Annotated in this window: 18 protein-coding genes and 1 riboswitch; of the genes, 7 read left to right on the top strand and 11 right to left on the bottom strand. The window is 44.5% G+C overall.

Going from position 1 to position 23,061, the window contains the following annotated elements; translation table 11 throughout:
* Nucleotides 1-174 precede the first annotated feature (174 nt).
* On the top strand, nucleotides 175-972 hold the full coding sequence (locus QF117_RS11945; protein ID WP_282389120.1) for an alpha/beta hydrolase: 798 nt from the start codon (nucleotides 175-177) through the stop codon (nucleotides 970-972).
* A gap of 100 nt (nucleotides 973-1,072) precedes the next feature.
* Here the strand turns inward: QF117_RS11945 and QF117_RS11950 are convergent, their stop codons facing one another.
* The 4 genes from QF117_RS11950 to torD all read right to left on the bottom strand — a co-directional run bounded on the left by QF117_RS11950 (nucleotide 1,073) and on the right by torD (nucleotide 4,762).
* Nucleotides 1,073-1,765 carry a TVP38/TMEM64 family protein gene (locus QF117_RS11950; protein WP_282389121.1) on the bottom strand — a complete coding sequence of 231 codons (693 nt, stop codon included), beginning with the start codon at nucleotides 1,763-1,765 and terminating at the stop codon, nucleotides 1,073-1,075.
* A 145-nt stretch (nucleotides 1,766-1,910) separates the two neighbouring features.
* Nucleotides 1,911-2,501 (bottom strand): TfoX/Sxy family DNA transformation protein, encoded by a 591-nt coding sequence (locus QF117_RS11955; RefSeq protein ID WP_282389122.1) that lies wholly within the window; start codon nucleotides 2,499-2,501, stop codon nucleotides 1,911-1,913.
* A 113-nt stretch (nucleotides 2,502-2,614) separates the two neighbouring features.
* A riboswitch (cyclic di-GMP riboswitch) is annotated at nucleotides 2,615-2,717 on the bottom strand.
* A gap of 142 nt (nucleotides 2,718-2,859) precedes the next feature.
* Nucleotides 2,860-3,867 carry an HTH-type transcriptional repressor PurR gene (purR, locus tag QF117_RS11960; protein ID WP_017033756.1) on the bottom strand — a complete coding sequence of 336 codons (1,008 nt, stop codon included), beginning with the start codon at nucleotides 3,865-3,867 and terminating at the stop codon, nucleotides 2,860-2,862.
* Between the two features lie 247 nt (nucleotides 3,868-4,114).
* Nucleotides 4,115-4,762, bottom strand: a complete 648-nt coding sequence (torD, locus tag QF117_RS11965; protein WP_282389123.1) for a molecular chaperone TorD — start codon at nucleotides 4,760-4,762, stop codon at nucleotides 4,115-4,117.
* 242 nt (nucleotides 4,763-5,004) lie between these two features.
* Here torD and torR point away from each other — a divergent pair, with 242 nt between their 5' ends.
* Nucleotides 5,005-5,721: a two-component system response regulator TorR gene (torR, locus tag QF117_RS11970; RefSeq protein ID WP_282389124.1), complete on the top strand. Its 717-nt coding sequence runs from the start codon at nucleotides 5,005-5,007 to the stop codon at nucleotides 5,719-5,721.
* A 184-nt stretch (nucleotides 5,722-5,905) separates the two neighbouring features.
* Here torR and elyC read toward each other — a convergent pair whose 3' ends face one another.
* Nucleotides 5,906-6,709, bottom strand: coding sequence for an envelope biogenesis factor ElyC (elyC, locus tag QF117_RS11975; protein WP_282389125.1), 804 nt, complete (start codon nucleotides 6,707-6,709; stop codon nucleotides 5,906-5,908).
* Nucleotides 6,710-7,207: 498 nt separating this feature from the next.
* Between elyC and mukF the strand changes: the two genes are divergently transcribed.
* The 3 genes from mukF to mukB are packed head-to-tail and all read left to right on the top strand — an operon-like array spanning nucleotide 7,208 to nucleotide 13,798.
* Nucleotides 7,208-8,545: a chromosome partition protein MukF gene (mukF, locus tag QF117_RS11980; RefSeq protein ID WP_282389126.1), complete on the top strand. Its 1,338-nt coding sequence runs from the start codon at nucleotides 7,208-7,210 to the stop codon at nucleotides 8,543-8,545.
* Nucleotides 8,526-9,272 (top strand): chromosome partition protein MukE, encoded by a 747-nt coding sequence (gene mukE / locus QF117_RS11985; protein ID WP_282389127.1) that lies wholly within the window; start codon nucleotides 8,526-8,528, stop codon nucleotides 9,270-9,272. The genes mukF and mukE overlap by 20 nt, the downstream gene beginning before the upstream one ends.
* Nucleotides 9,269-13,798: a chromosome partition protein MukB gene (gene mukB / locus QF117_RS11990; RefSeq protein ID WP_282389128.1), complete on the top strand. Its 4,530-nt coding sequence runs from the start codon at nucleotides 9,269-9,271 to the stop codon at nucleotides 13,796-13,798. Before mukE ends, mukB begins: the two co-directional genes overlap by 4 nt.
* Before the next feature lie 190 nt (nucleotides 13,799-13,988).
* On the opposite strand, the gene QF117_RS11995 is transcribed toward mukB, so the two are convergent.
* The 6 genes from QF117_RS11995 to QF117_RS12020 all read right to left on the bottom strand — a co-directional run bounded on the left by QF117_RS11995 (nucleotide 13,989) and on the right by QF117_RS12020 (nucleotide 20,354).
* On the bottom strand, nucleotides 13,989-14,966 hold the full coding sequence (locus QF117_RS11995) for an alpha-L-glutamate ligase-like protein (protein WP_282389129.1): 978 nt from the start codon (nucleotides 14,964-14,966) through the stop codon (nucleotides 13,989-13,991).
* A 2-nt stretch (nucleotides 14,967-14,968) separates the two neighbouring features.
* Entirely contained in the window at nucleotides 14,969-16,474 is a 1,506-nt protein-coding gene (locus tag QF117_RS12000) for an inactive transglutaminase family protein (RefSeq protein WP_282389130.1), read from the bottom strand.
* A gap of 10 nt (nucleotides 16,475-16,484) precedes the next feature.
* Nucleotides 16,485-17,234, bottom strand: a complete 750-nt coding sequence (locus QF117_RS12005) for an ATP-dependent zinc protease (RefSeq protein ID WP_282389131.1) — start codon at nucleotides 17,232-17,234, stop codon at nucleotides 16,485-16,487.
* A gap of 133 nt (nucleotides 17,235-17,367) precedes the next feature.
* Nucleotides 17,368-18,339: a tRNA 5-methoxyuridine(34)/uridine 5-oxyacetic acid(34) synthase CmoB gene (gene cmoB, locus QF117_RS12010; RefSeq protein WP_282389132.1), complete on the bottom strand. Its 972-nt coding sequence runs from the start codon at nucleotides 18,337-18,339 to the stop codon at nucleotides 17,368-17,370.
* Between the two features lie 204 nt (nucleotides 18,340-18,543).
* On the bottom strand, nucleotides 18,544-19,284 hold the full coding sequence (cmoA, locus tag QF117_RS12015) for a carboxy-S-adenosyl-L-methionine synthase CmoA (RefSeq protein WP_282389133.1): 741 nt from the start codon (nucleotides 19,282-19,284) through the stop codon (nucleotides 18,544-18,546).
* A 203-nt stretch (nucleotides 19,285-19,487) separates the two neighbouring features.
* Entirely contained in the window at nucleotides 19,488-20,354 is an 867-nt protein-coding gene (locus tag QF117_RS12020; protein WP_282389134.1) for a DUF72 domain-containing protein, read from the bottom strand.
* Nucleotides 20,355-20,641: 287 nt separating this feature from the next.
* On the opposite strand from QF117_RS12020, the gene aspS reads away from it, so the two are divergent.
* Together aspS and ruvC are read left to right on the top strand one after the other, a co-directional pair.
* The gene (aspS, locus tag QF117_RS12025; RefSeq protein WP_282389135.1) at nucleotides 20,642-22,417 is read left to right on the top strand and encodes an aspartate--tRNA ligase; all 1,776 of its coding nucleotides are present in this window, start codon (nucleotides 20,642-20,644) and stop codon (nucleotides 22,415-22,417) included.
* Nucleotides 22,418-22,494: 77 nt separating this feature from the next.
* On the top strand, nucleotides 22,495-23,016 hold the full coding sequence (ruvC, locus tag QF117_RS12030; RefSeq protein WP_282389136.1) for a crossover junction endodeoxyribonuclease RuvC: 522 nt from the start codon (nucleotides 22,495-22,497) through the stop codon (nucleotides 23,014-23,016).
* The last annotated feature ends 45 nt before the right edge of the window (nucleotides 23,017-23,061 follow it).

Below are 23,061 nucleotides of genomic sequence, written 5' to 3' on the forward strand. Positions count from 1 at the left end.
TTGTGCGGTTTCGATTCTGTAACGTTAATGTATCTTTAGGTGAATGGTCACATCAGGCAACAACTAGACAATCATTTGAGTGGTGTTTGTTATCCGATAAATAGCATTTACTATAAAATATGGTAGGCTTCTATGTTAGGTTCATTAGATTGCGTACTTAGGTTTTATTGAATAATGTCACAAACTCTACTTTTTCATAAGACATACGAACACCCTTCAAGTAACGAGTGGGTGGTTTTTGTGCACGGGGCAGGTGGAAGCTCGTCGATATGGTTCAAACAGATTAAAGCATACAAAGAGCATTTCAATATCTTGCTGCTTGATCTTCGTGGGCATGGGAAATCAAATCTATTCATCAAAGATCTTATTGCGAATCGTTATACGTTTAGAGAAGTGACCTTGGATATTTTGAAAGTACTGGATCACGTTAAGATTCGCTCTGCCCACTTCGTTGGCATGTCGCTAGGAACGATCATCGTTCAGAATATTGCAGAGATTGCGTCAGAGCGTGTGCATAGTATGGTTTTAGGGGGCGCTGTAACACGGCTCAATATTCGTTCTCAGATATTAATAAAGCTAGGTGATTTGAGTAAACACATCATCCCGTACATGTGGTTATATCGTTTGTTTGCGTACGTTGTTATGCCTCAGCGCAACCAGAAAGAGTCTCGTCATATGTTTGTACGAGAGGCAAAAAAATTATGCCAGAAAGAGTTTAAACGTTGGTTTATTTTGACGGCGGAAGTCAACCCATTGATGAGGTACTTCAAAAATAGAGAGTTGCCAATCCCAACACTTTATTTAATGGGTGAGCAAGACTATATGTTTATTCAACCAGTCAAAGAAATGGTTGCGGCTCATCAAGATAGCAAACTGCTAGAAATACCTAATTGCGGTCATGTGTGTAATGTTGAGCGCCCGGAAGAATTTAATCGTTACTCGATAGAGTTTATTAAAAACTGCACTCGATAGGTTGATCCCACTCACGCAAGAATCCCACCCACGCAAGATCAATTAGGTGCTACACGAGCCTTATTCTGTAGCACCACGCCTTTTTTTCCTCAAGAATACGTTACCCTTCATTTTGCTTCGCAGAGTCACTCTTTCTTATTATCGTCATGGCTTTCTTGGTGATGATTGGAAATAACCCCAACAAAACAAACGATAGAATCACAGGCAAAGAGACAATGCCTGAAAGGCTTTCTATATTGGCGAGTTGGGTTCCCGCATTAAGATAGACGGCCGTACCCGGTAGCATACCGAGTTGACTCACGAGGTAGAATCTTAAAGCTGATATTGGCGTCAATCCCATCAAAAGGTTGATCAGAAAGAATGGAACAACAGGGATAAGGCGCAGTGAAAAAAGATAAAACGCGCCGTCTTTTTCTACCCCTTCATTAATTGTAGAGAGTTTGGAGCCGAATTTTTTTTGAACCCATTCCTTCAACAAAAATCGACTACTAAGAAAGGCAAGCGTTGCGCCTATTGAGCTGGCAAAAGAAACCAAAACCAGGCTGGTCCAAAACCCAAACAGCGCGGCACCTAATAGAGTTACAACCGCAGCACCTGGGATAGAAAATGCGACCACAACGATATAAATTGCAAAGTAGCTTAGAGCTGCGATTGCAAAGTTGGATTCAATAATATTACTCAATGATTCTTGCTGTGACTTTGCATTCTCTAAAGTCAAAAGGTGCCCGTAATTTATCGTAAGAAATAGAATGGTGCCGATCAGAAAAATGGCAAAGAGTATTTTTTTATTCATAGTTATAGAACCTGTAAGGTGATGTGCGTATAGAGAACCGTATTAGGGTAAAAAAATTTCAAGTATCAATAGAATAAACAGATTCAAATTTTGATGCCGATAATGAGACATAAAAAAACCAACATATGAATGTTGGTTTTTTGAGTTATCTTAATCGATTCGCGAGTTCTTCCCGTCTCTCTTGGGGAATAACAGACCAGTGAGTCCCCTTAATAGCACCTTCTAGCGCCCAAAGGAGCTCCAAGCCCACATCTGATGGGTGAGATTGCTGAATGGCCTTATAAGCGGCTACAGAGCCTTGCTCCTCAAGAGTTGCCACAGAATCAATCCCCGCTTTTTTCAGCATTCTTTCCGTTGCTAACCTAAGATTTGGTAAATCCTTAAGGCGATCCGGTTTTGCAGATGCTTGGCTTTCTTTTTCTTTCTTTGCGATCTCTAATGAGCTTTTTGCTTCAGCGAGAGTGGCTGCGGAATCTGACATCCAATCATCAGGTAACGCATAATATTTGGTTACGACAGGGTGTCCGCGCTTTTTATAGACATATGGCATATAGCCTTGCTGCTTGAACTTTTTAACGGCAATGCTATCGGCTCTTATGTGAAGTTTGTCATTTACAACAAGTGCAAACATTGTGTCTTCAACAAAAATACCGAAACCGCCAAACATTGAACGAGACTTTACTCGTCCAAGCTGTTCAAACAGCCTCATTGAGTCTTTTAGTATTGGTTTATCCATGCTGTATGTTCTCGGTGTATGTTAAATACGCCACCAAATCAGGTCCGAGAGGTTAGCAAAATATGCAGAAACTGTGTCATTTACGGGTAAATTTTATGTTTGCATTGCTTGCCATCGGTAACCCCGCTACCTACCAACTCCTGTGATAAACAGAATGTTTGGTTAAGGCCGGAGGCTTTGCGTCCCACCCTTTCAAGTGGTTTGCCCTGTGCGTGACTAAAAATAAAGCTTTGATCAATCTGAATGAATATCACTAAACCGCTTGGTTACTGTGATGTTCATCCAACAAATTCATCTCAATAATGAGTCTAAACTATAACATATAATTAGCAAGTAAAGAAAAGCCAGTCAACACAGCCTACTTATTGAGATCCTTTACGGTGTTTCGTTCTACGATTTCAGGGTGCATCTCAAATATGCGCTTTTCATGATCTTTATCTTTGATTCTCTCAAGCAAAATTTCAAATGCATTTTTACCTACACGACGTTTGGGTTGGTGTACGGTCGTTAGTGGAGGCGAAAAGTATTCAGCAAGCTCAATATTGTCATAACCGATGACAGAGATATCGTTAGGAACGTTAATCCCTTTTTGCCCTAAGCGACTGATTAAACCGAGAGCCATCGTGTCGTTGAAACAGAAAATGGCCGTTGGTTTGTTGTCCATCGCTGCAATTTGGTCTGCCGCTAAGACAGCAGTATCACACTCAAAGTTACCTTCTAAGATCCAATCTTCATCGATTTTCAGGTTGGCTTCTGTCAATGCACGCTTAAAGCCTAAAATGCGCTCTTGGCATGCTGCTTTTTCAAAATGCCCGCTGAGACAAGCAATATCTTTATGGCCTTTATCAATCAGGTATTTTGTGGCGAGATAACCCCCTTCTTCTGAATTATCGATTATTTTATCGGCCTGGGAGCTTTCCGGGCCCCAATCCATCACAACCTTTGGAATGGTTGAGTGACGGTCAAGCATTTCTCGGAGTTCTTCAGTAAGGTCCGAACACATGACAAGAATGCCATCCACTCGTTTTTCGGCCAGCATTCGAATATAGTCACGCTGTTTTTCATAGATACCGCCGGTGTTACAAAGAATCAGCGTGTAGCCTTGGCGATAACAATAGCTTTCAACACCGTCAATGACTTCAGAAAAGAAAAGGTTTGTAGATTGAGTGACCAGCATACCAATCGTACGTGTTGTATTGCATTTTAAGCTGCGGGCAACGGCACTTGGGGCGTAGTTGAGTTCTTCAACGGCTTTATTCACTTTTTCTTGTGTCGTTTCTGCCACGAATCGCGTTTTATTGATAACGTGAGAAACCGTGGTCGTTGATACGCCAGCTAAGCGAGCAACATCTTTAATTGTGGCCATAATTCTTTTCCTGTTAATTGCTGTTGCAATTCCATTCACTAACAAAGCGTTTCAGTGCTTACATGAGCAAAAACATCTTACATCAGTAAAAACACAAAAACCGCCAATAATAGCGGTTAGTTAGTCATTCTTTTGTCGTTATTATTTTAATTTTAGACTTCATGTGAAGTACAAGCAATGAAAAGCGGTCATATTCGCGTGATCTAAAACTACAATTAGACAATATCATGGTGTTTATATTGAGTTTTTACTCGCCAGCTAAGTATTGGCAATCGAGTTCCAGAAAAGCACCCATCAATTCAGATACCGCAGCATAGAAACCGAAATCATCCAATTGCTGACATTTATGAGCAAATTGCGGGACCCAAGATAACAAGTAGGTTGAGATAAACTGTTTTTGCTCAATCAGTGCTTGGTCAAGATGCTTTTCGATTTCAACTTCATTGGAACGGATAATCAGGTGACCTAAAAAATCAAGTTCAATAGCGATATGATCAGCCGGTTCATTGAGGGTTTCATGAACGGTCACATTATGCTTCGCCATCAGCTCAGCCATTTCCTTTGCAGGAGTATCATTGAGTATCCCAGCCTCGCCAATATAAATTGACGCGTATGGCAGAGCTGAATCTTTATCTGACTTTAAAAATAGGTCACAAAAATCAGCAGATAACTCAAGTTGCGCATCTTCTCTGTCTTGCAGTCGATTCAGTGCGTCAACGAGTTTATCAATCGCAGGTTTTAATGATGGGTTCTCTCCCAAACCAGTGAGGAAAGCTCTAATCTGAGCAGACTGGTACTGTTCGATATCCGCTTCGGTGAGCTCCTTGGCGAATAGGCTAGATAGCCACCAGTAGATTTCAGCCCGTTTTTCGTTGAATGCTTTTGTTTCTTGCATTGTCATTAGCCTTAACAGAAATTATCTTTCTAGTTTAGCGAATAAAAATGAATAGGGTTACTTAAGAGTGTGATAAATATTGTGAAATTATGTCGTATTATGAACAGATTCAGCGAGCTTGTTTTGAATCAATAAACTTGCAAGATTTGTCCAAACTTAACCGGATGAGCTAGAATTGTGATGAATTATGAATAGAATGGCTCTAGCAAAATCATTCCAATGAATAAAAATAAGTGAGTTAAATGACTTATCATATACTGGTCGTCGAAGACGATGCTGTAACACGCAGTAAGCTGGTCGGCTACTTTCAGAATGAAGGTTATACGGTGAGTGAAGCTCAAAGCGGTGAACAGATGCATGAAATATTGCAAATGTCCTCTGTCGATTTGGTCATGCTCGACATTAACCTTCCAGGCTCTGATGGTCTGATGTTGACACGAGAACTACGAAGTCAGTCGGACATTGGTATTATTCTAGTAACCGGGCGAACGGACAGCATTGATAAGATTGTTGGCTTAGAAATGGGTGCGGATGATTACGTCACCAAACCCTTTGAATTACGTGAACTGCTGGTTCGAGTGAAAAATTTATTGTGGCGGATCTCAACAGCAAAGAATGCCTCTTCTCTCTCTGCGGTAAAAAAAGACGCCAACGAGAAATTGGTTCACTTTAGTGATTGGACGTTTGATATTCAGCGCAGAGCACTTAGCCGTGATGGTGTTCCGGTTAAACTGACCAAAGCAGAATACGAATTGCTTGTTGCGTTATCATCGTACCCTAACCAAGTATTAAGCCGAGAACGTATACTCAACATGATCAGTCACCGCGTCGATGCACCAAACGATCGTACTATTGATGTGTTGATCAGACGCATGAGAGCGAAAATGGAATACGATGCAAAGAACCCGCAAATTTTTGTCACTGTCCATGGCGAGGGGTATATGTTTGCCGGAGATTAAATCTAGTATTCCCACAATATTGTCTTCCCACAAGCACTGTATTCCTACAACCATGGCATTCCCATAATCATTGGATTTATCCATAGGATAGACAAAAAAGCCCGAAGTTGATGACTTCGGGCTTTTTAATATGGGAGCGTTCTATCTCGGAGATTTGTAGAGTTAACCGTGTTATGGATGACGCCTAAAGCGTATTATCTTCCACTTCCAAAACGTTTTCTTCGTAATTGGCGGCTTTATCACGTAATGTCTGCCAGGCCGTCCCTAAGGTTTCGTGCCAATATCGTTCGGTTTGCTCTAGGTAACGCGCTCTTGGTGTGTATTTTTCCCACGGCTGATTAATATTTTGGTGGGCCAAGTAGTTAGTCGGCGCAGGAACGGGTTTAATCCCAGCGGAGTGAAACTCGTTTAGTGAACGCTGCATATGACTTGCGGATGTGACGAGTATCAGTTTTTTCTGGCCGACAAACGCCGCGGCTTGTCGCGCTTCTTCCCACGTATCTTTGGCTGTTTCCAGCAAGATAATATCAGACTTGGATACCCCTAACGCGAGTGCAACTTTCGCCATCATTCGCGCGTTACTAAATTCAGAACCTCCAGCGTAACCTGAAAGAATCAGTTTAGAACCAGGGTACATACGAGAGATCCGAATCCCTTCGCTCAGTCTCATCAACGCAGTACGACTGAGTTCTGAGGTGGGGGGTATTTGATCGTCGACCACATGCCCACTGCCAAGAACCATCACGTAATCGATAGGTTCATCGATGGGTAAAAAGGCGGAGTAAGTACGTTCCATTGGCATTAGCAGGCGCGTAGAGATAGGTTGGAAAGCAATGAGGAAAATACCGCAAAGAGAAAACAATACGACAAAACATCCTGTCTTTCGTTTAGCGGTAAACATAATAAGCATCAAGCCTAAAAAACCAACAATGAGCATTGCAGGTAAAGGCATCAACAATGAAGAAACAATCTTTTTCAGCTCAAACATACAAAAATAGTCCGAAAAAACACCACTTGATAATAAAAATAGGAGAATCCTTCTCTATTCCTACCATTCCTATGACAGAATAGCGGGACAATTCTTTATCATAACCCAACTGTTGTAAGCGAACGCCGTGATTTCGACGATATCGCCCACAAATTTGTAAAAAACATGGATGGTTTGAGTAAAGCCTAGGCACGCCAAGTCATTGTTTGGGAAGACCTTCGGTTCTTTTTACAAGGTATGAACATGGGTCTTTGTTACAGAAAGCACTTAGCGACTCGATTATATTGGGCTCGTTAGGAGAAAATAATACGACACTCGTTAGACATTTGTTCACGTAAACGTGACACAGAGTATGGCGTGGATAGGGAACAACCCATAATAAGAAGCAGTGCTGACTCGAGACAAACAGTCATGTCGATGAAGAGCAGTACTTGCCATTAGGCCGATGCATTGACGTATCGATGTGTTGGTAAAAAGAAAAAGAAATCAGGAATAGACATGAGTGAGATGACTCTCAATGTTGCTGAACAGCCAGTGGATGAATTGGTTGGTTGGGTAAAGCAGCACGATTTCTCATTAAACCTCTCAAACGAACGGCTCGCATTTTTAATAGCGTTAGCGGTTTTAAGTGATAATAGGTTTGATGAAGAACTGGGTGAAGGTGAGTTGCATGATGCTTTTACCATCGTCACTCGGATGTTTGAAAATACCGGAGAAGCCTCCGCCTTTCGCGCGAATAACGCGATCAATGAATTGGTCAAGCAACGTCTAATCAGCCGTTTCACCAGTGAAGTGACGGATGGGGCGAGTATATACCGATTATCATCGCTTGCTATCGGCATCACCGATTACTACCTGCGTCACCGAGAATTTTCCAAGTTGAAACTATCAATTCAGCTTTCTATGGCTGCTGATGAAATGGCGAAAGCGTCTAAGTCAGCCCACGAAGGTGGCGATGCGACGCACTGGAAAAAGCGAGTGTATGGCGTTTTGAAATACTCGGTGGGTGAAATATTCGACCAAATCGATCTCAACCAACGAGTGATGGACGAACAGCAGCAGAACGTAAAGCTTCAAATAGCAGAGCTATTGAATAAAGACTGGCGAGAAGCCATTAATAATTGCGAATCTTTACTGTCAGAAACGTCGTCGACATTAAAAGAGCTGCAAGATACCTTGCAAGCCGCAGGTGATGAACTGCAAACCCAAATTCTCGATATTCAAGGGTTGGTCTATGGTGATCCTGCCCTTGCAGAGATTGAAGAAGCTTTGTTCAGTTTGCAAACTAAACTAGATCGAATCATCAGCTGGGGTCAGCAGGCTATCGACCTTTGGATAGGGTACGATCGCCATGTGCATAAATTCATTCGTACGGCGATAGACATGGATCAAAATCGTGCATTCAGCCAACGCCTGCGTCAATCGGTTGCCGATTATTTTGATTCTCCATGGCATCTGACTTATGCCGATGCTGAACGATTGAGTGACTTACGAGATGAAGCCCTTGTTCTTCGTGATGATGAAGTCACAGGGCAAGTTCCACTTGACGTTGAGTATGAAGAAATTCAACAAGTGAATACTGAGTTATCAACCAAAATCAGTTCGATGCTTAAACAGCATAAAGAACAGGGCAGCCACATCGATCTAAGTCAGGTGCTGCGCGACTATCTATTCACTTATCCACAGACTCATCATTTTGATTTAGCCAGAATGATTATTGATCAAGCCGTTCGATTAGGGTATTCGGAATCAGACTACCGAGCGATTCAACCTAATTGGCAAGCAATTAATGATTTTGGTGCAAAGGTACAAGCAAATGTCATCGACCGATATTAATGAATACATGCCAGAAAACCTGGCAAAAGCAATATCAAACCCACTGTTTCCAGAACTCGACAGCCTATTGCGCATGGGGCGTCATGTATCGAGTGACGATCTGGATAAACACGCTTTACTCAGTGATTTTGAAACAGAATTAGCCCTTTTCTATCAACGCTATAACGTTGAGTTGGTGAAAGCTCCGGAAGGTTTTTTCTATCTTCGCCCACGTTCAACCTCGCTGATTAACCGCAGTGTATTAACTGAGCTCGATATGCTGGTGGGTAAAGTTTTGTGTTTCCTCTATCTGAGCCCCGAGAGACTGGCCCATGAAGGCATTTTTACCAATCAAGAGCTGTATGAAGAGCTACTGAACCTCGCTGATGAAAAGAAACTCATGAAGTTAGTGACAAACAGGGCAAGCGGGTCAGATTTAGATCGAGAAAAACTGTTTGAAAAAGTACGAACCTCACTGCGTCGATTACGCCGATTGGGCATGGTAATTAATGTGGGTGAAACCGGTAAATTTCAGATAAGCGAATCGGTTTTTCGTTTTGGCGCCGATGTTCGTATTGGTGATGATGTCAGAGACGCGCAGCTGCGTTTGATTCGAGATGGTGAAGCGGTGGTTCATACTCAACAACCAAACCAAGGGGAGTTGTTACAAGATAGCGACGACTCTGAAGACAATGATGACGCTCAATATAACCAAGTAGAAGCAACAAATATGGAAGGTAACGCATGATTGAAAGAGGCAAGTATCAATCACTTACGATGATCAACTGGAACGGTTTCTTTGCGCGAACCTTTGATATTGATGATTTAGTTACTACTTTGTCTGGTGGGAACGGTGCGGGTAAGTCGACCACTATGGCGGCTTTTATTACGGCGCTTATTCCAGACCAAAGCTTACTTCACTTCAGAAATACAACCGAAGCGGGTAGCTCACAAGCTTCTCGTGATAAAGGGCTTTACGGGAAGTTGCAGCCTGGCGCATGTTACGCAGCTCTTGACGTTGTGAACTCGAAAAAACAACGTTTACTGTTTGCCGTGAAACTTCAGCAGGTGGCCGGTCGAGACAAAAAAGTCGATATTAAACCGTTTGTCATCCAAGGTTTACCGAGCCATATCAAGCCAACGGATATTCTGATTGAAAGCGTTTCAGACAGCCACGCTCGCGTTCGTCAACTGAATGAAGTGAAAGACGTCACCGCTCAATATGAAGGGGCTCACTTTAAAGCATTTAGCTCGATAGTCGACTACCACGGGCAGATGTTCGACTATGGTGTGGTACCCAAAAAACTGCGTAACAGCGGCGATCGTTCTAAATTCTACCGCCTGATTGAAGCGTCTTTATACGGGGGTATTTCGAGCGCGATTACCCGTTCATTACGTGATTACTTGTTACCACAAAATGGTGGCGTTAAAAAAGCGTTCCAAGACATGGAATCCGCCTTGCGTGAAAACCGCATGACCCTTGAGGCGATCAAAATGACTCAAGCGGATCGTGATCTGTTCAAGCACCTTATTACCGAATCAACACACTACGTTGCTGCCGATTACATGCGTCACGCTAATGAGCGCAAGGCTAAGCTGGATAATACCTTGGCGCTTCGTTCCGAGCTGTTTAGTTCACGAAGCACTCTCATTGAGCAACACGATTTATTGACCAATGTGCAGCAAGAACTTGAAGCGATTGTAGAAAAAGAGTCGGCACTGGAACAAGATCATCAAGGTGCTTCCGATCATCTTCAATTAGTACTCACTGCGTTAAGACAGCAAGAAAAAGTAGAACGCTATGAAGGGGACTTGGAAGAGCTGAATGAGCGCCTTGAAGAGCAGCTGATGGTGGTTGAAGAAGCTCAAGAGCAACTCATGACGGTTGAACAGCAAGCGCATATTGCTGAAGAAGAAGTGGACAGCCTAAAAACGCAGTTGGCGGATTATCAACAAGCATTAGATGTTCAGCAAACTCGAGCTTTGCAATATCAACAAGCTGTACAGGCGTTGACTAAAGCCAAAACCTTACTTGCTAATGATGACCTAACCGCCGACTCTGCTTCGTCAGTATTAAGCGAGCTAAAGCGCGAAGAGACACAACAGACAACGTTATTACTGGCACTGAAGCATAAGCTTGATGTTTCATCGGCCGCGGCGGAGCAATTTGAAGCAGCACTGGCACTGGTGAAATCGGTAGCTGGCCCAGTTGAACGTGTTGATGCTGCTAGTGTGGCGAAAGAGATACTCAATAACCGTCGTAATGCTGAGCAAACCACTCAAAATGAGCATCAATGGAAAGCACAGTTCCGAGAGGTCGAGCGTCAATTAGAGCAGCAGAAGCAGCTCTTGGACTCGGTCGCTCGCTATCAAAAGCAATATCACGTTAACTTGGTTGATGAAGTCAGTTTGGAGCAAGAGCGAGAGCACCACTTAGAGCAAATTGACAGCGTAGAGTTCGCCCTAGAAGAGCAGCGTGAAAAGCGCAGTGAGCAGCGCAATCAGCTTCAGACTGTGAGTGGTGAAATTAAGAGGCTAGAAGGGATAGCCCCGACATGGATCGCGGCGAATGATGCGTTAAATGGGTTAAGAGAGCAGAGTGGTTCTGAGCTGCCTGATAGCCACTCGGTTATGCACACCATGCAGCAAGTCTTAGAGCAAGAAAAAACCTTGTCAATTGAGAAAGATCGCTTAGCTCTAAAACGAACAGAATTAGATGCAGAAATTGAACGCCTAGCATCGCCAGGTGGTTCAAATGATCCTCGTTTGAAAGGGTTGGCCGATACCTTAGGCGGTGTCTTGCTCTCTGAAATCTACGATGACATTACTCTCGGTGATGCGCCTTATTTCAGTGCAATGTACGGCCCGGCACGTAACGCGATTGTGGTTTCCGATCTTACTGATATCAAAGAGAAGCTGGTGGATCTTGATGATTGCCCAGAAGACCTTTACATCATTGAAGGGGATATCGACGCTTTTGATGACAGTTCATTTAATGCCGATGAACTTGAAGGGGCGGTTTGTGTTCTGCTTAACGACCGTCAAATGCGTTACTCGCGTTTTCCAGAGATCCCGCTGTTTGGCCGAGCGGCACGTGAACAGCGTTTAGAGCTATTGCGAGAGGAACGTGAAGAGGTATTAGAACATCATGCCAAGGCGGCTTTTGATTCGCAAAAATTGTCTCGTTTGTACCAAAGCTTCAACCGCTTTGTCGCGAGCCATATTCAAGTTGCTTTTGAACAAGATCCAGAGCAAGCACTTGCTAAGCAAAGAGAGATTCATACTCAAGGGGCGCGTTTACTATCAGATTTAGAGTCTAAAGAGCAGCAGCTTAACAACCAGCGTCAAGCAAGTAAGCAAGCACTAACAGTGTTAGATAAATTGGCACCGATGATGGGGCTCATTGAGGACACAGAACTCGGTGCTCGCTATGATGAATTAGAGAGTAAGATGGCTTCGTTAACAGAAGCAAAAGCTTTTCTATCTCATCATGGCAAACAAGTTGACGCTTTGTCTCAAATCGTCAATGCGTTAGACAGTGATCCTGAGCAGTATGAAGCCTTAGCACTTGAATACCAAGATGCAGACCAAAAACTACAGTCGCTAAAAGCAGAAATCTTTGCGGTGGCGGATCTGGTTGAGCGTAAACAGTATTTTAGCTATTCCGACTCTGTCGATCTATTGAATCAAAGCAGTGAACTGAGTGAGCAGTTGAAATCGAAGTTGGTTGATGCTGAACGTGCACGCAGTCGTCATCGTGAAGACTATAAGCAAGTTCAAGGGCAGATGAACCAATACCAGCAAGTTCTTGCGTCACTAAAAAGTTCACATCAAGCCAAGCAAGAAACGGTACAAGAATTTAAGCAAGAGCTGAAAGAGTACGGAGTCACCGCGGATGAAAGCGCGGTAGAACGAGCACAACGCCGTAAAGACGAATTGCATGAACTCTTACACACTACTCGAAATCGAAAGAGTGAGTGCGATAGAACCATTACGTCGACTGAGCTTGAAATGAAAGGGTTGGCTAAGCGACTAAGAAAAGTTCAGAAGGAATACATTGAACTGCGAACGTTCGTTGTTGCGGCGAAAGCCGGCTGGTGTTCGGTGCTGCGGTTAGCTCGTGAAAATGACGTTGAGCGTCGTTTGCACAAACGTGAACTGGCGTACTTGTCCGCGGGCGAATTACGCTCTATGTCGGATAAATCATTAGGTGCCCTCCGTTTAGCGGTCGCGAATAATGATGACTTACGCGATGCACTTCGCCAGTCAGAAGACAATGCCCACCCTGAACGTAAAGTTCTGTTTTACATTGCGGTGTATCAGCATCTACGTGAACGTATTCGTCAGGATATTATCCGTACCGATGATCCAGTTGAAGCGATCGAAGAAATGGAAGTCGAACTGGCCCGATTAACGGAAGAGTTAACGTTGCGTGAAAATCGCTTAGCGATCAGTTCAGATTCGGTAGCGAGCATCATTAAGAAGACGATCTTACGAGAGCAAAATCGCATTCGCATGTTGAACCAAGGGCTGTCTAACATTGGATTTGGTCAGGTTAAAGGGGTTCGTCTCAACGTTAAAGTCAGAGAAAGCCATGAGATTTTGTTAAATGGGCTTTCTGATCAACAGTCTCAGCATAAAGACTTGTTTGAAAGTACACGCTTTACTTTCTCCGAAGCGATGGCAAAACTGTTCCAGCGCGTTAACCCGCATATCGACATGGGCCAACGTTCTCCTCAAGTGCTCGGTGAAGAGTTACTGGATTATCGAAACTATCTAGAACTCAGTGTTGAAGTTAGCCGCGGTTCTGATGGCTGGCTTCAAGCTGAATCAGGCGCATTATCCACGGGCGAGGCGATCGGTACAGGTCAGTCGATTTTGCTGATGGTTATCCAAAGTTGGGAAGAGGAGTCTCGTCGTCTACGCAGTAAGGATATCATTCCATGTCGTTTGCTGTTCTTGGATGAAGCCGCGCGTTTGGATACCAAATCAATCTCGACCCTGTTTGAGCTTTGTGACCGTCTGGATATGCAGCTCTTGATCGCAGCCCCAGAGAACATCAGCCCAGAAAAAGGAACTACGTATAAATTAGTACGTAAAATCTTTAAAGATCATGAACACGTGCATGTCGTTGGTCTGCGAGGTTTTGGGCAAGTAGCAAAGTCGTCACCAGCCATGGATTCACTTGAGGCGACTCGCAATGAATCATTCAATAATGAGCTAAGTGAAGAACAAGGCGAAGCGATGAACGCAGAATGGGTTGAAGGTTTGTAGCTCAGGTCCATAATGCAGGCTAGTGGCGAATTAGCTATGTGATTGAGCCACTGCCCCATTCTCCCTGAATGACATACTCATAAGCAAAAAATGCCTTCCACATGGAAGGCATTTTTATGCGAGAAAGCATTTTGATTGTCGAAGGCTAGACGCGAGTGATTGCGGTGTCGACAAAAAGGATAGTGTTCAACTAGCCCGAAATCGTCTTACTGAAAATACCAAACTGCTTAGCGGCGTAGGCAACGCGTTCAGCCGGTTTCGGGTATTCAGCAGGCATCCCTAAGCTTTCGATATGCTGCAATCTAGGTACGAGTCCGGCACCATTCGCAATTTGAATAGCAAGACCCGGTCTAGCATTCAGTTCTAGAACCATTGGACCCTCTTCTTGGTCGAGCACCATATCGGTCCCCATATAACCCAGCCCCGTCATTTCCCAAGCGCTTGCTGCTAATGTTAAAAGCTTCTCCCAATGAGGCACTTGTAACTGGCTAAGTTCTTGCTCTGTATCAGGATGATGGGTGATAGGTTTATCGAACTGAACGGCCCGAACCGCTCGCCCAGTGGCGATATCGATACCAATACCGACCGCACCTTGGTGTAGGTTAGCTTTACCATCAGAGGCGGCGGTTGAGCATCGCATCATCGCCATGACTGGGTAGCCCTTAAACACGATGATACGCACGTCAGGTACGCCCTCAAAGCTGTAGCCATTGAAACACTCATCGAATTTGATCAGGTTTTCTACGACGGCGACATCATTTTTACCACCAAGAGAAAACAGCCCCGCCAATGCATTACTAATATGACGTTCTACATCTTCTTTGCCAACCGTATCTCCAGAAGGCTTGGTATAGACACCATCCTTATGGGAGACGATCACTAAGATTCCTTTACCACCGCTGCCTTGGGCCGGTTTGATAACAAAACCAGGCCACTTAAGCACCATTTTGTGGATGGTTTTTACTTCGGCTTGATGGCTAATAACCCCAATCAATGCGGGAGTCGTACATCCCGCTTGCTCGGCAATAATTTTGGTTTTCAGCTTGTCATCAACCAAAGGGTATTTAGAGCGGTCATTGTAACGAGCAATATAGCTGTGGTTACGCTGATTCATTCCCATGATACCTTTGCGCTTCAATTTACTTGGAGAGGTAAACTGTGAAAACATAGTTAGTCCTCCGCGAGTGGTTTGAAGCGGCGCAGTTCAGTTAAACGGTAACCAGTGTAGGTACCAAGCAACAAAATAGCGGCCAATACAATCAGCTGAAGACCAATAAAGTTAAAGGTTAAATGCTGAATGTAACTGTTGGTCATCGCTAAATAAACAAGGACCGCGGTTAGCAATGAACCACCACCTTGCAGTACCACTTCCTTAGGCCCTTCCTCTTCCCACAGAATCGACATACGTTCGATGGTCCATGAAAGGATGATCATAGGGAAGAAAGTAATCGATAGCCCTTCTGTAAGGCCAATATTGAAAGCAATGACGGTAAAGACCGAGATGATCATTATTACGGTAATAATGACGGCGGATATTCGCGAAACAAGCAATAGGTTGAGCTTAGAAAGGTAGCTACGAATCACTAAGCCTGTGCCGACGATGAGTAAGAAACCAACAATGCCGGTAATCAGTTGAGTCTGTACAAAGGCCACGGCGATAAGAACAGGCATGAAGGTGCCGGATGTTTTTAGCCCCACAATGACACGAAGGAAAACAACCAGAAGCGCACCGATAGGGATCAACATAATGGTTTTAAACATCGCTTGCTCTTCGAGTGGCAAACTATGAATAGAAATGTTGAGTAGCCCATCAGCCTGTACTTTTCCGTTGGTCGCTTGCTTAGGTGACACCTCTTGAGCGATCATAGAGAAATGCACCTGACTGTTTTTACCACCGACCAGATCGAGCAAGGACACGTTGGATTCGTCCCAAATAAGCAGATTGTCTTGAGTCTCAGGAGTGCCTAAAGTTGGGTTAAATAGTTCCCATTTATTGCCATCCCACACCTGATTCATTTGTTGGATGCTTTGACGTCGACGCCCATCTTCCAATTCAATAACACCGACGACTTTACTCGGTATTTGCGCATAGGCGAGAAGCTTGTCTACGGCTTCGACTTTGGAGAGGGTATTCAATATAAGCGCTGAGTTTTGGCTTTCACTGTCGTTGAGCGTTTTAATGAGCTCGCGAGTAAAAGTAACATCATCAGCCGATCGTTGATTAGCACGTTCAATGAGCGCATTTGCCGCCGCTTCCACTGGGCCATCAAACGTTGGCTTCACAATCTCACCACTTGGTTTGATCGGGCTCACTTTCGCTTGCGGGTCGACTAAGAATTGCGTTTTATAATAGATAGTTTGAGCGCCGTCTGCTTCACGAATAGACCATTCAGCACGTCGACCGGAATCGGTATTGATATAAGAGACACCGTAGCCAGGTGATGAGGCCGATTCGTTGACGAGCGTGTATCCGGCTTGAGTATGAGGGGCGGCGAGAGAAGCTTTCACAGGTTTATTCTGAGCCGTAAACTCAATCCGCGCTTCAATATCCCAGACTTGGCGTGTTTCACCTGGTATCCAAGGAACACCATAGGTCTGATGCCTTAGCACACTCAGTGCAATCCCTGCGATGATCAGCAGAACAACTGACAGATAAAATGGTACTTTTGACGTCATAACTTACCTATTATTTTTGTTTGATTTCCGTATGTATATACTGGCGACTTATATCTACGAGCGCGATATCGCGAATAAACTCTCGCCCGAGTAAAATAGGATGACTCATTTGAGAGCGGTCTGCCAAGGTAAATTGTGCTTTTTCGTGAATTTTGCCCACTTTGACCCAAAGTTCCACAACTGCGCGACGCTCAACCGACTCGCTGGTCGACTGTCTTATTTTGACAAAGCGCAGAACAGGTAATTCTATCCAGTTTTCATCGCTGAGTTCGGTAACGCCATCAGACAGATGAAAACGTACCCAGTTTTTTCCGTTACGCTCGAATTCTTCAATGTCGATAGCATTGAGTGACGAAGTCGCCGCACCAGTATCAATCCGGGCGTCAAAAGCCTGATTTATCGCGTCGATGGTGACGTGCTCTATCTCACCTAATACAATTTTTTGTGTTGAAGAGGCTGGGGTAAACACCACTTGAGTTGGCGTGCTTTCTTTTTCCGCTCCCTTGGAGCGAGGCGCGGGAACTAACGTTATCGTCGCGTGCTGCAGTTTTTCTTGAAGAGACAGGATTTCAGCTTCTAAACTGTCAACATAATCGGTCTGATTACTCACCGCCAATTCGATGTTAGTCAATTTATTCGTAAGGAGAGCGTTTGATTCTTGAATAGCAGAGATAGTGTCGTAATGAAATTGTTCGCTATTGGTTTGAACACAACCAGACAAAAAACCAAGGGCGAGAACGGGAGCTAATCTTTTCAACATTGGAAACCTTAAAGGGCCATTAAGCGTAATTATTCGTGTATTTTCCTGCAAAAGAAGGGTTTTTTTGGCTTCCCTTCTTAATAGCAGCAGGAGAATATCTTATCAGCTAAAATGCAGGTTAGAATATTGTCAATTATGGCTTATTCGCGATCAAAATTGCGCGACGTGGCGCAGGGTGCCCTTCGCGGGTTTTGCTGGCGTCATTTGGGTCGAGATAATCGGGTAGTGAGTTATGTGTCATCCACTCCGTCGTTCTCTGTTCTCCGATGGTGGTTGTATTCTCATCCACGATACGGACGTTAACAAAGCCAACTTGTTCTAGCCAAACTTTCAACGCACGAGCTGATGGGAAGAAATAGACGTTTCGCATTTGCGCATAGCGGTCGACGGGCACGAGCACCGTGTTTTCATCCCCTTCAATGACCAAGGTTTCTAGCACCAACTCTCCACCGTTTACTAACTGATCTTTCAATTGAATAAGATGATCAAGGGGTGAACGGCGATGGTAAAGCACCCCCATGCTAAATACGGTGTCAAAGGCTTCCAATCTTGGCAATTGCTCAATACCTAAAGGCAATAGGTGTGTGCGCTGGTCATCCCCCATCAATTTTCTAATCGCTTCGAACTGAACCAAAAATAGGTGAGAAGGATCAATGCCGATACAGAGACGGGCCTTTTCGCCAAGCATTCGCCACATGTGGTAACCATTGCCACAGCCAACATCTAGTACAGACCGATTTTTAAGAGGTGAAATATGAGGAAGGACGCGATCCCATTTCCAGTCGCTTCGCCATTCGGTATCAATATGAATATCATGAACGGTGTAAGGGCCTTTACGCCAAGGGTGAAAAGTCTTAAGTAAGTTTTCTAGTTTTTTAGTTTCCCCTTGTGACAGGGGAGTTTGGTTGCTTAAAGACACCGATTCTTTTAGATCGATATTATCGGGCTTACCCGATGGGATCTTCTTAAGGGCTCTTAGCCAGCGTTCAAAGTCGCCATGTTCTGCGTTTTGCCAATCCGTTAGCTGCTGTGGGAGAGTGTTGAGCCAAGGTTGAAGGCGGTCATCATTCGCGATGAGTTGATAGATATTTGCAAAATCGAACATGGTTGTGTTCCTGTAAAGAGATCGAATGTTCTAGCAGTCATGATCAAAACATCGCTTATTTTTTCCAAAGCTGGATGCAAAAAGAAAATGACTGAACAAAATTAGGCACACTTTGAGTGTTCATTCTCTGTGCCCTCAATTAACAAGCGTGCTGAATTAAATTGTAATGAATTAAAACTAAGTACGCTGAATTAAAACCGAACGTTATTTTATGGCAAACATTGAGCCGAAGTTAAAGCATTGGAACCACACTTCACTGCTCGAGAAACCAATTTTATTAAAGCGTTTTTTATGCGTGTCGATGGAGTCAGGGCGCATGACATTTTCAATGGCGCTGCGCTTCTGGCTAACTTCAAGCTCGCTATACCCATTTGCACGTTTGAAATCGTGGTGTAAGTCGATCAACAGTTCATTGGCATTGTCGTCGTCAAAAACGTATTTTTCAGACAAAATTAAAATACCACCGGGGCGCAGACCCGTATGAATTTTTTTGAGCAATGCATAGCGGTCTTCTGGAGAAAGAAACTGCAAGGTGAAATTTAAGACCACAATAGAGGCATCTTCAATGGCGATTTCCCGTATATCGGCTTCAATCACTTGAACCGGCGTATCTGAGCGATAAGCGTTCACGTGAAGCTTACAGCGTTCAATCATTGCCGCCGAATTATCGACAGCAAAAATCGTACAACCTTCTTGTTGGATATGGCGGCGCATTGACAGGGTAGCCGCACCTAATGAGCAACCTAAATCATAGATATTGGAATGCGGTTTGACAAAGCGTTCGGCCAACATGCCAATGGCCGAAATGATGTTGCTGTAACCTGGAACAGAGCGTTGAATCATGTCTGGAAAAACTTCCGCAACGCGTTCATCAAAGGTGAAGTCACCGATCTTATCAATGGGAGCGGAAAAGATAGCGTCTTTGTTACTCGCTTTGTTGCTCATGGTGTTCTCTCGTGGTTGTCAGCAATAGGGGTACAACATCCCCAATAAAAGGGGGCGTATTTTACGTAATAATTAGTCCCATGTCACGAAATCACGGCAGCACAACATCAGTAAACGCAGATAATTCGAGGTTAAACCTATGGGGATCCATTCTGAACTTGACTCATTTATCTGCTTCTATCACCTATGTCGGTAGACAGAAACTAGAACATCGACATTTGGTGATCGCCTTCCACTGCGGGAAAATCAGCGAGAGGAGGAAGCGAAATTTCCTCAGCTAACTTCTCGTATAGCCGTGACGCAAGTTGCGGGGCTTCGACATTATCGGGCGTATGGATCATCACGTAAGGTTGTTTTCCCTCAGCTATCCATATTGGCAATTTTTTTAGCCAGGGTTCAAAGAAAGCTACGTTGGCGTCTTGTTCGGGGTGGCCTATGAATCGAATCATTGGGTTTTCTGCGGTGGCAATGGCATGAACAGGAACGCGTGGTTTCTTTTGATGCGCATCGATGACCGCTTCTGTCGTTGGTGGTGCGGAAAAGACTGGGCGGCTATCCATAATCGTGCGATTGATGCCTTCTTCAACGAGCCATTGATTAAAGTGTTTTTCTTCATCCTTTTTGTTAAAGAAACCAAGGTGGCGAACTTCGACGCCGAGCTGCATGTCATTCGGGAAATACGAACAAAATTTTTGTAGGGTAGGGAGCATGCTGGGTTCAAAGCTATGTGGTAGTTGAATTGTCCATTGCCCTATCCGGTCGTGCAGCGGGGACATGGTGGCCAAAAATTCTTTCAACTCTGCCTGACATTGCCGGAGTTGCTGTTGGTGAGTAATGAATTTGGGCAGTTTAAACGTAAAGCGAAAATCCTCATGAGTCGCTGCTTTCCAGTTTTGGACTGTGGGTAGGCTCGGCGTAGCGTAAAACGTCGTATTCCCTTCAACCGTATGAAAAACTTGACTGTATTTTTCTAGGCGCTCTGCAGGTTTGGTACCTTTTCCATAGAACGGACTTTGCCACTCAGAATGAGACCACATCGTGAGTCCAAGCCTTAAAGGTAAAGTTGCCATAGTCACCACATCATTATTTTGGGTTAAAACCAAAAACTACTGTACGAGACTTTTGCTGATTAAGGTACTTTCGAGATATAATTAACGCCATTTTTTTGCTTTTGCTGAATATTTGCACGTTTGGCGCATTAAAAAGCAGCAAAGCAAGATAAAACACAACAAATTCACGTGTGGAAGGTCGATTTTAAGCGAGTTTCCGCGTATAAATAATCCTTTGCTCTGTTGGGTGGATATTACCGCCGACAGCTTGGAAACTAGTAAATAATTAAGAGATTGGGAAATTCATTATGCGTACCCATTACTGTGGTAACCTGAACAAGTCCCTGGCGGGACAAACTGTAGAATTGTGCGGCTGGGTAAACCGTCGCCGTGATTTAGGCGGTCTTATCTTTATCGATATGCGAGATCGTGAAGGCATCGTTCAGGTTGTTGTTGATCCAGATATGAAAGATATCTTTCCAATCGCCAACCAACTGCGTAATGAATTCTGTATCAAGTTCACTGGTGAAGTACGTGTTCGCCCAGACAGCCAAGTAAACAAAGACATGGCCACTGGTGAGGTAGAACTTTACGCGACGGGTCTTGAGATCATCAACCGTTCTGATGCGCTTCCACTCGACTTCAACCAAACGAACTCTGAAGAGCAGCGTCTTAAGTACCGTTATATCGATCTGCGTCGCCCAGAAATGAGCGATCGCATTAAACTGCGTGCACGCGCTTCTAGCTTCGTTCGTCGTTTCCTCGATGAAAACCTATTCTTAGACATCGAGACTCCAGTACTGACAAAAGCGACACCAGAAGGGGCTCGTGACTACCTAGTACCAAGCCGAGTTCACAAAGGCAGCTTCTACGCACTTCCTCAATCTCCTCAGCTGTTTAAGCAACTGCTGATGATGTCTGGTTTTGACCGTTATTACCAAATCGTTAAATGTTTCCGTGATGAAGATTTACGTGCTGACCGCCAGCCTGAATTCACTCAAATCGATATCGAAACATCGTTCATGTCTTCTCAAGAAGTACGTAACATCACAGAGAAGTTAGTTCACGATATGTGGAAAGAGCTGCTAGATGTTGAACTGGGCCAATTCCCAGTCATGCCTTTCTCTGAAGCGATTCGTCGTTTCGGTTCTGATAAGCCAGATCTACGTAACCCGCTAGAGCTAGTGGACGTTGCTGACTTAGTTAAAGACGTTGAGTTCAAAGTATTCTCAGGCCCTGCTAACGACGAAAAAGGTCGCGTAGCGGTTATCCGTGTACCAGGTGGTGCTAAGCTAACTCGTAAGCAAATCGACGGTTACGCAGAACACGTAAACATCTACGGCGCGAAAGGCCTAGCTTGGATGAAGGTTAACGACCGTGCTGCAGGCATGGAAGGTATTCAATCTCCAGTTGCGAAATTCCTAAGCGAAGACGTAATCAACGGTATTCTAGATCGCACTCAAGCTGAATCTGGCGATATCATTCTGTTCGGCGCAGACAAAGCGGGCATCGTTGCTGAAGCAATGGGCGCGTTACGTATCAAACTGGGTGAAGATCTTGAGCTTACAGATAAGAAAGCTTGGGCGCCTCTTTGGGTTATTGACTTCCCAATGTTTGAAGAGGATGGCGAAGGTAACTTGCATGCGATGCACCACCCATTCACCTCACCACTAGGTGTGAACGCGGAAGAGCTTAAAGCGAACCCAGCAGCAGCAAATTCTGATGCCTACGACATGGTCATCAACGGCTACGAAGTAGGCGGCGGTTCTGTGCGTATTCACAACGCAGACATGCAAACCGCAGTATTTGGTATTCTAGGTATTGAAGAGCAAGAGCAGCAAGAGAAGTTTGGCTTCTTACTTGATGCCCTTAAATACGGTACGCCGCCTCATGCTGGTTTGGCATTCGGTCTTGACCGTTTGGCGATGCTGCTTTGTGGAACCGAGAACATCCGTGATGTTATCGCCTTCCCTAAAACAACCGCCGCAGCTTGTCTACTTACTAACGCACCAAGCATTGCAAACCCGGCATCTCTTGAAGAGCTGGCCGTAACGGTGACAGCGGCGAAGAAAGACGCTGAATAACAACTTGCGTTGTGTCAGTGAATGAAATAAAAATGCCCCCTACTCAGTGGGCATTTTTTGTTGGTAGGTAACCATTAATGACAATTATTTTAGGGATTGATCCTGGCTCACGAATTACCGGGTATGGGGTTATTTCTCAGCAAGGTCGCCACCTTCACTATTTAGGCAGTGGCTGTATCCGTACTTCAGAAAAAGAGCTTCCTGGTCGACTAAAGCAGATTTATGCAGGTGTTTCAGAAATCATCACTCAGTTTCAGCCAGAAGTGTTTGCTATCGAGCAAGTGTTCATGGCGAAAAACCCAGATTCAGCGCTTAAACTAGGCCAGGCCAGAGGCAGTGCCATTGTCGCTGCGGTGAACGCAGATTTACCTGTGTTCGAATATTCAGCGCGTTCAATAAAACAGGCGGTGGTGGGGACCGGTGGGGCGGATAAACAACAAGTGCAACACATGGTCAAACACATGCTGAAACTCCCGGCAAAACCTCAAGCCGATGCTGCCGATGCCCTTGGCGTAGCAATCTGTCATGCCAATACCAATAAAACCTTGGCTGCATTAGCTGGCAAAGCGACGAGCGCCAAAAAAGGCCGTTATCGCTAACATTTTAACGACTATCTTTTACTGGCTATCCATCCAGTTATTTAT

Source organism: Vibrio sp. YMD68, from assembly GCF_029958905.1.
Classification (GTDB): Bacteria; Pseudomonadota; Gammaproteobacteria; order Enterobacterales; family Vibrionaceae; genus Vibrio.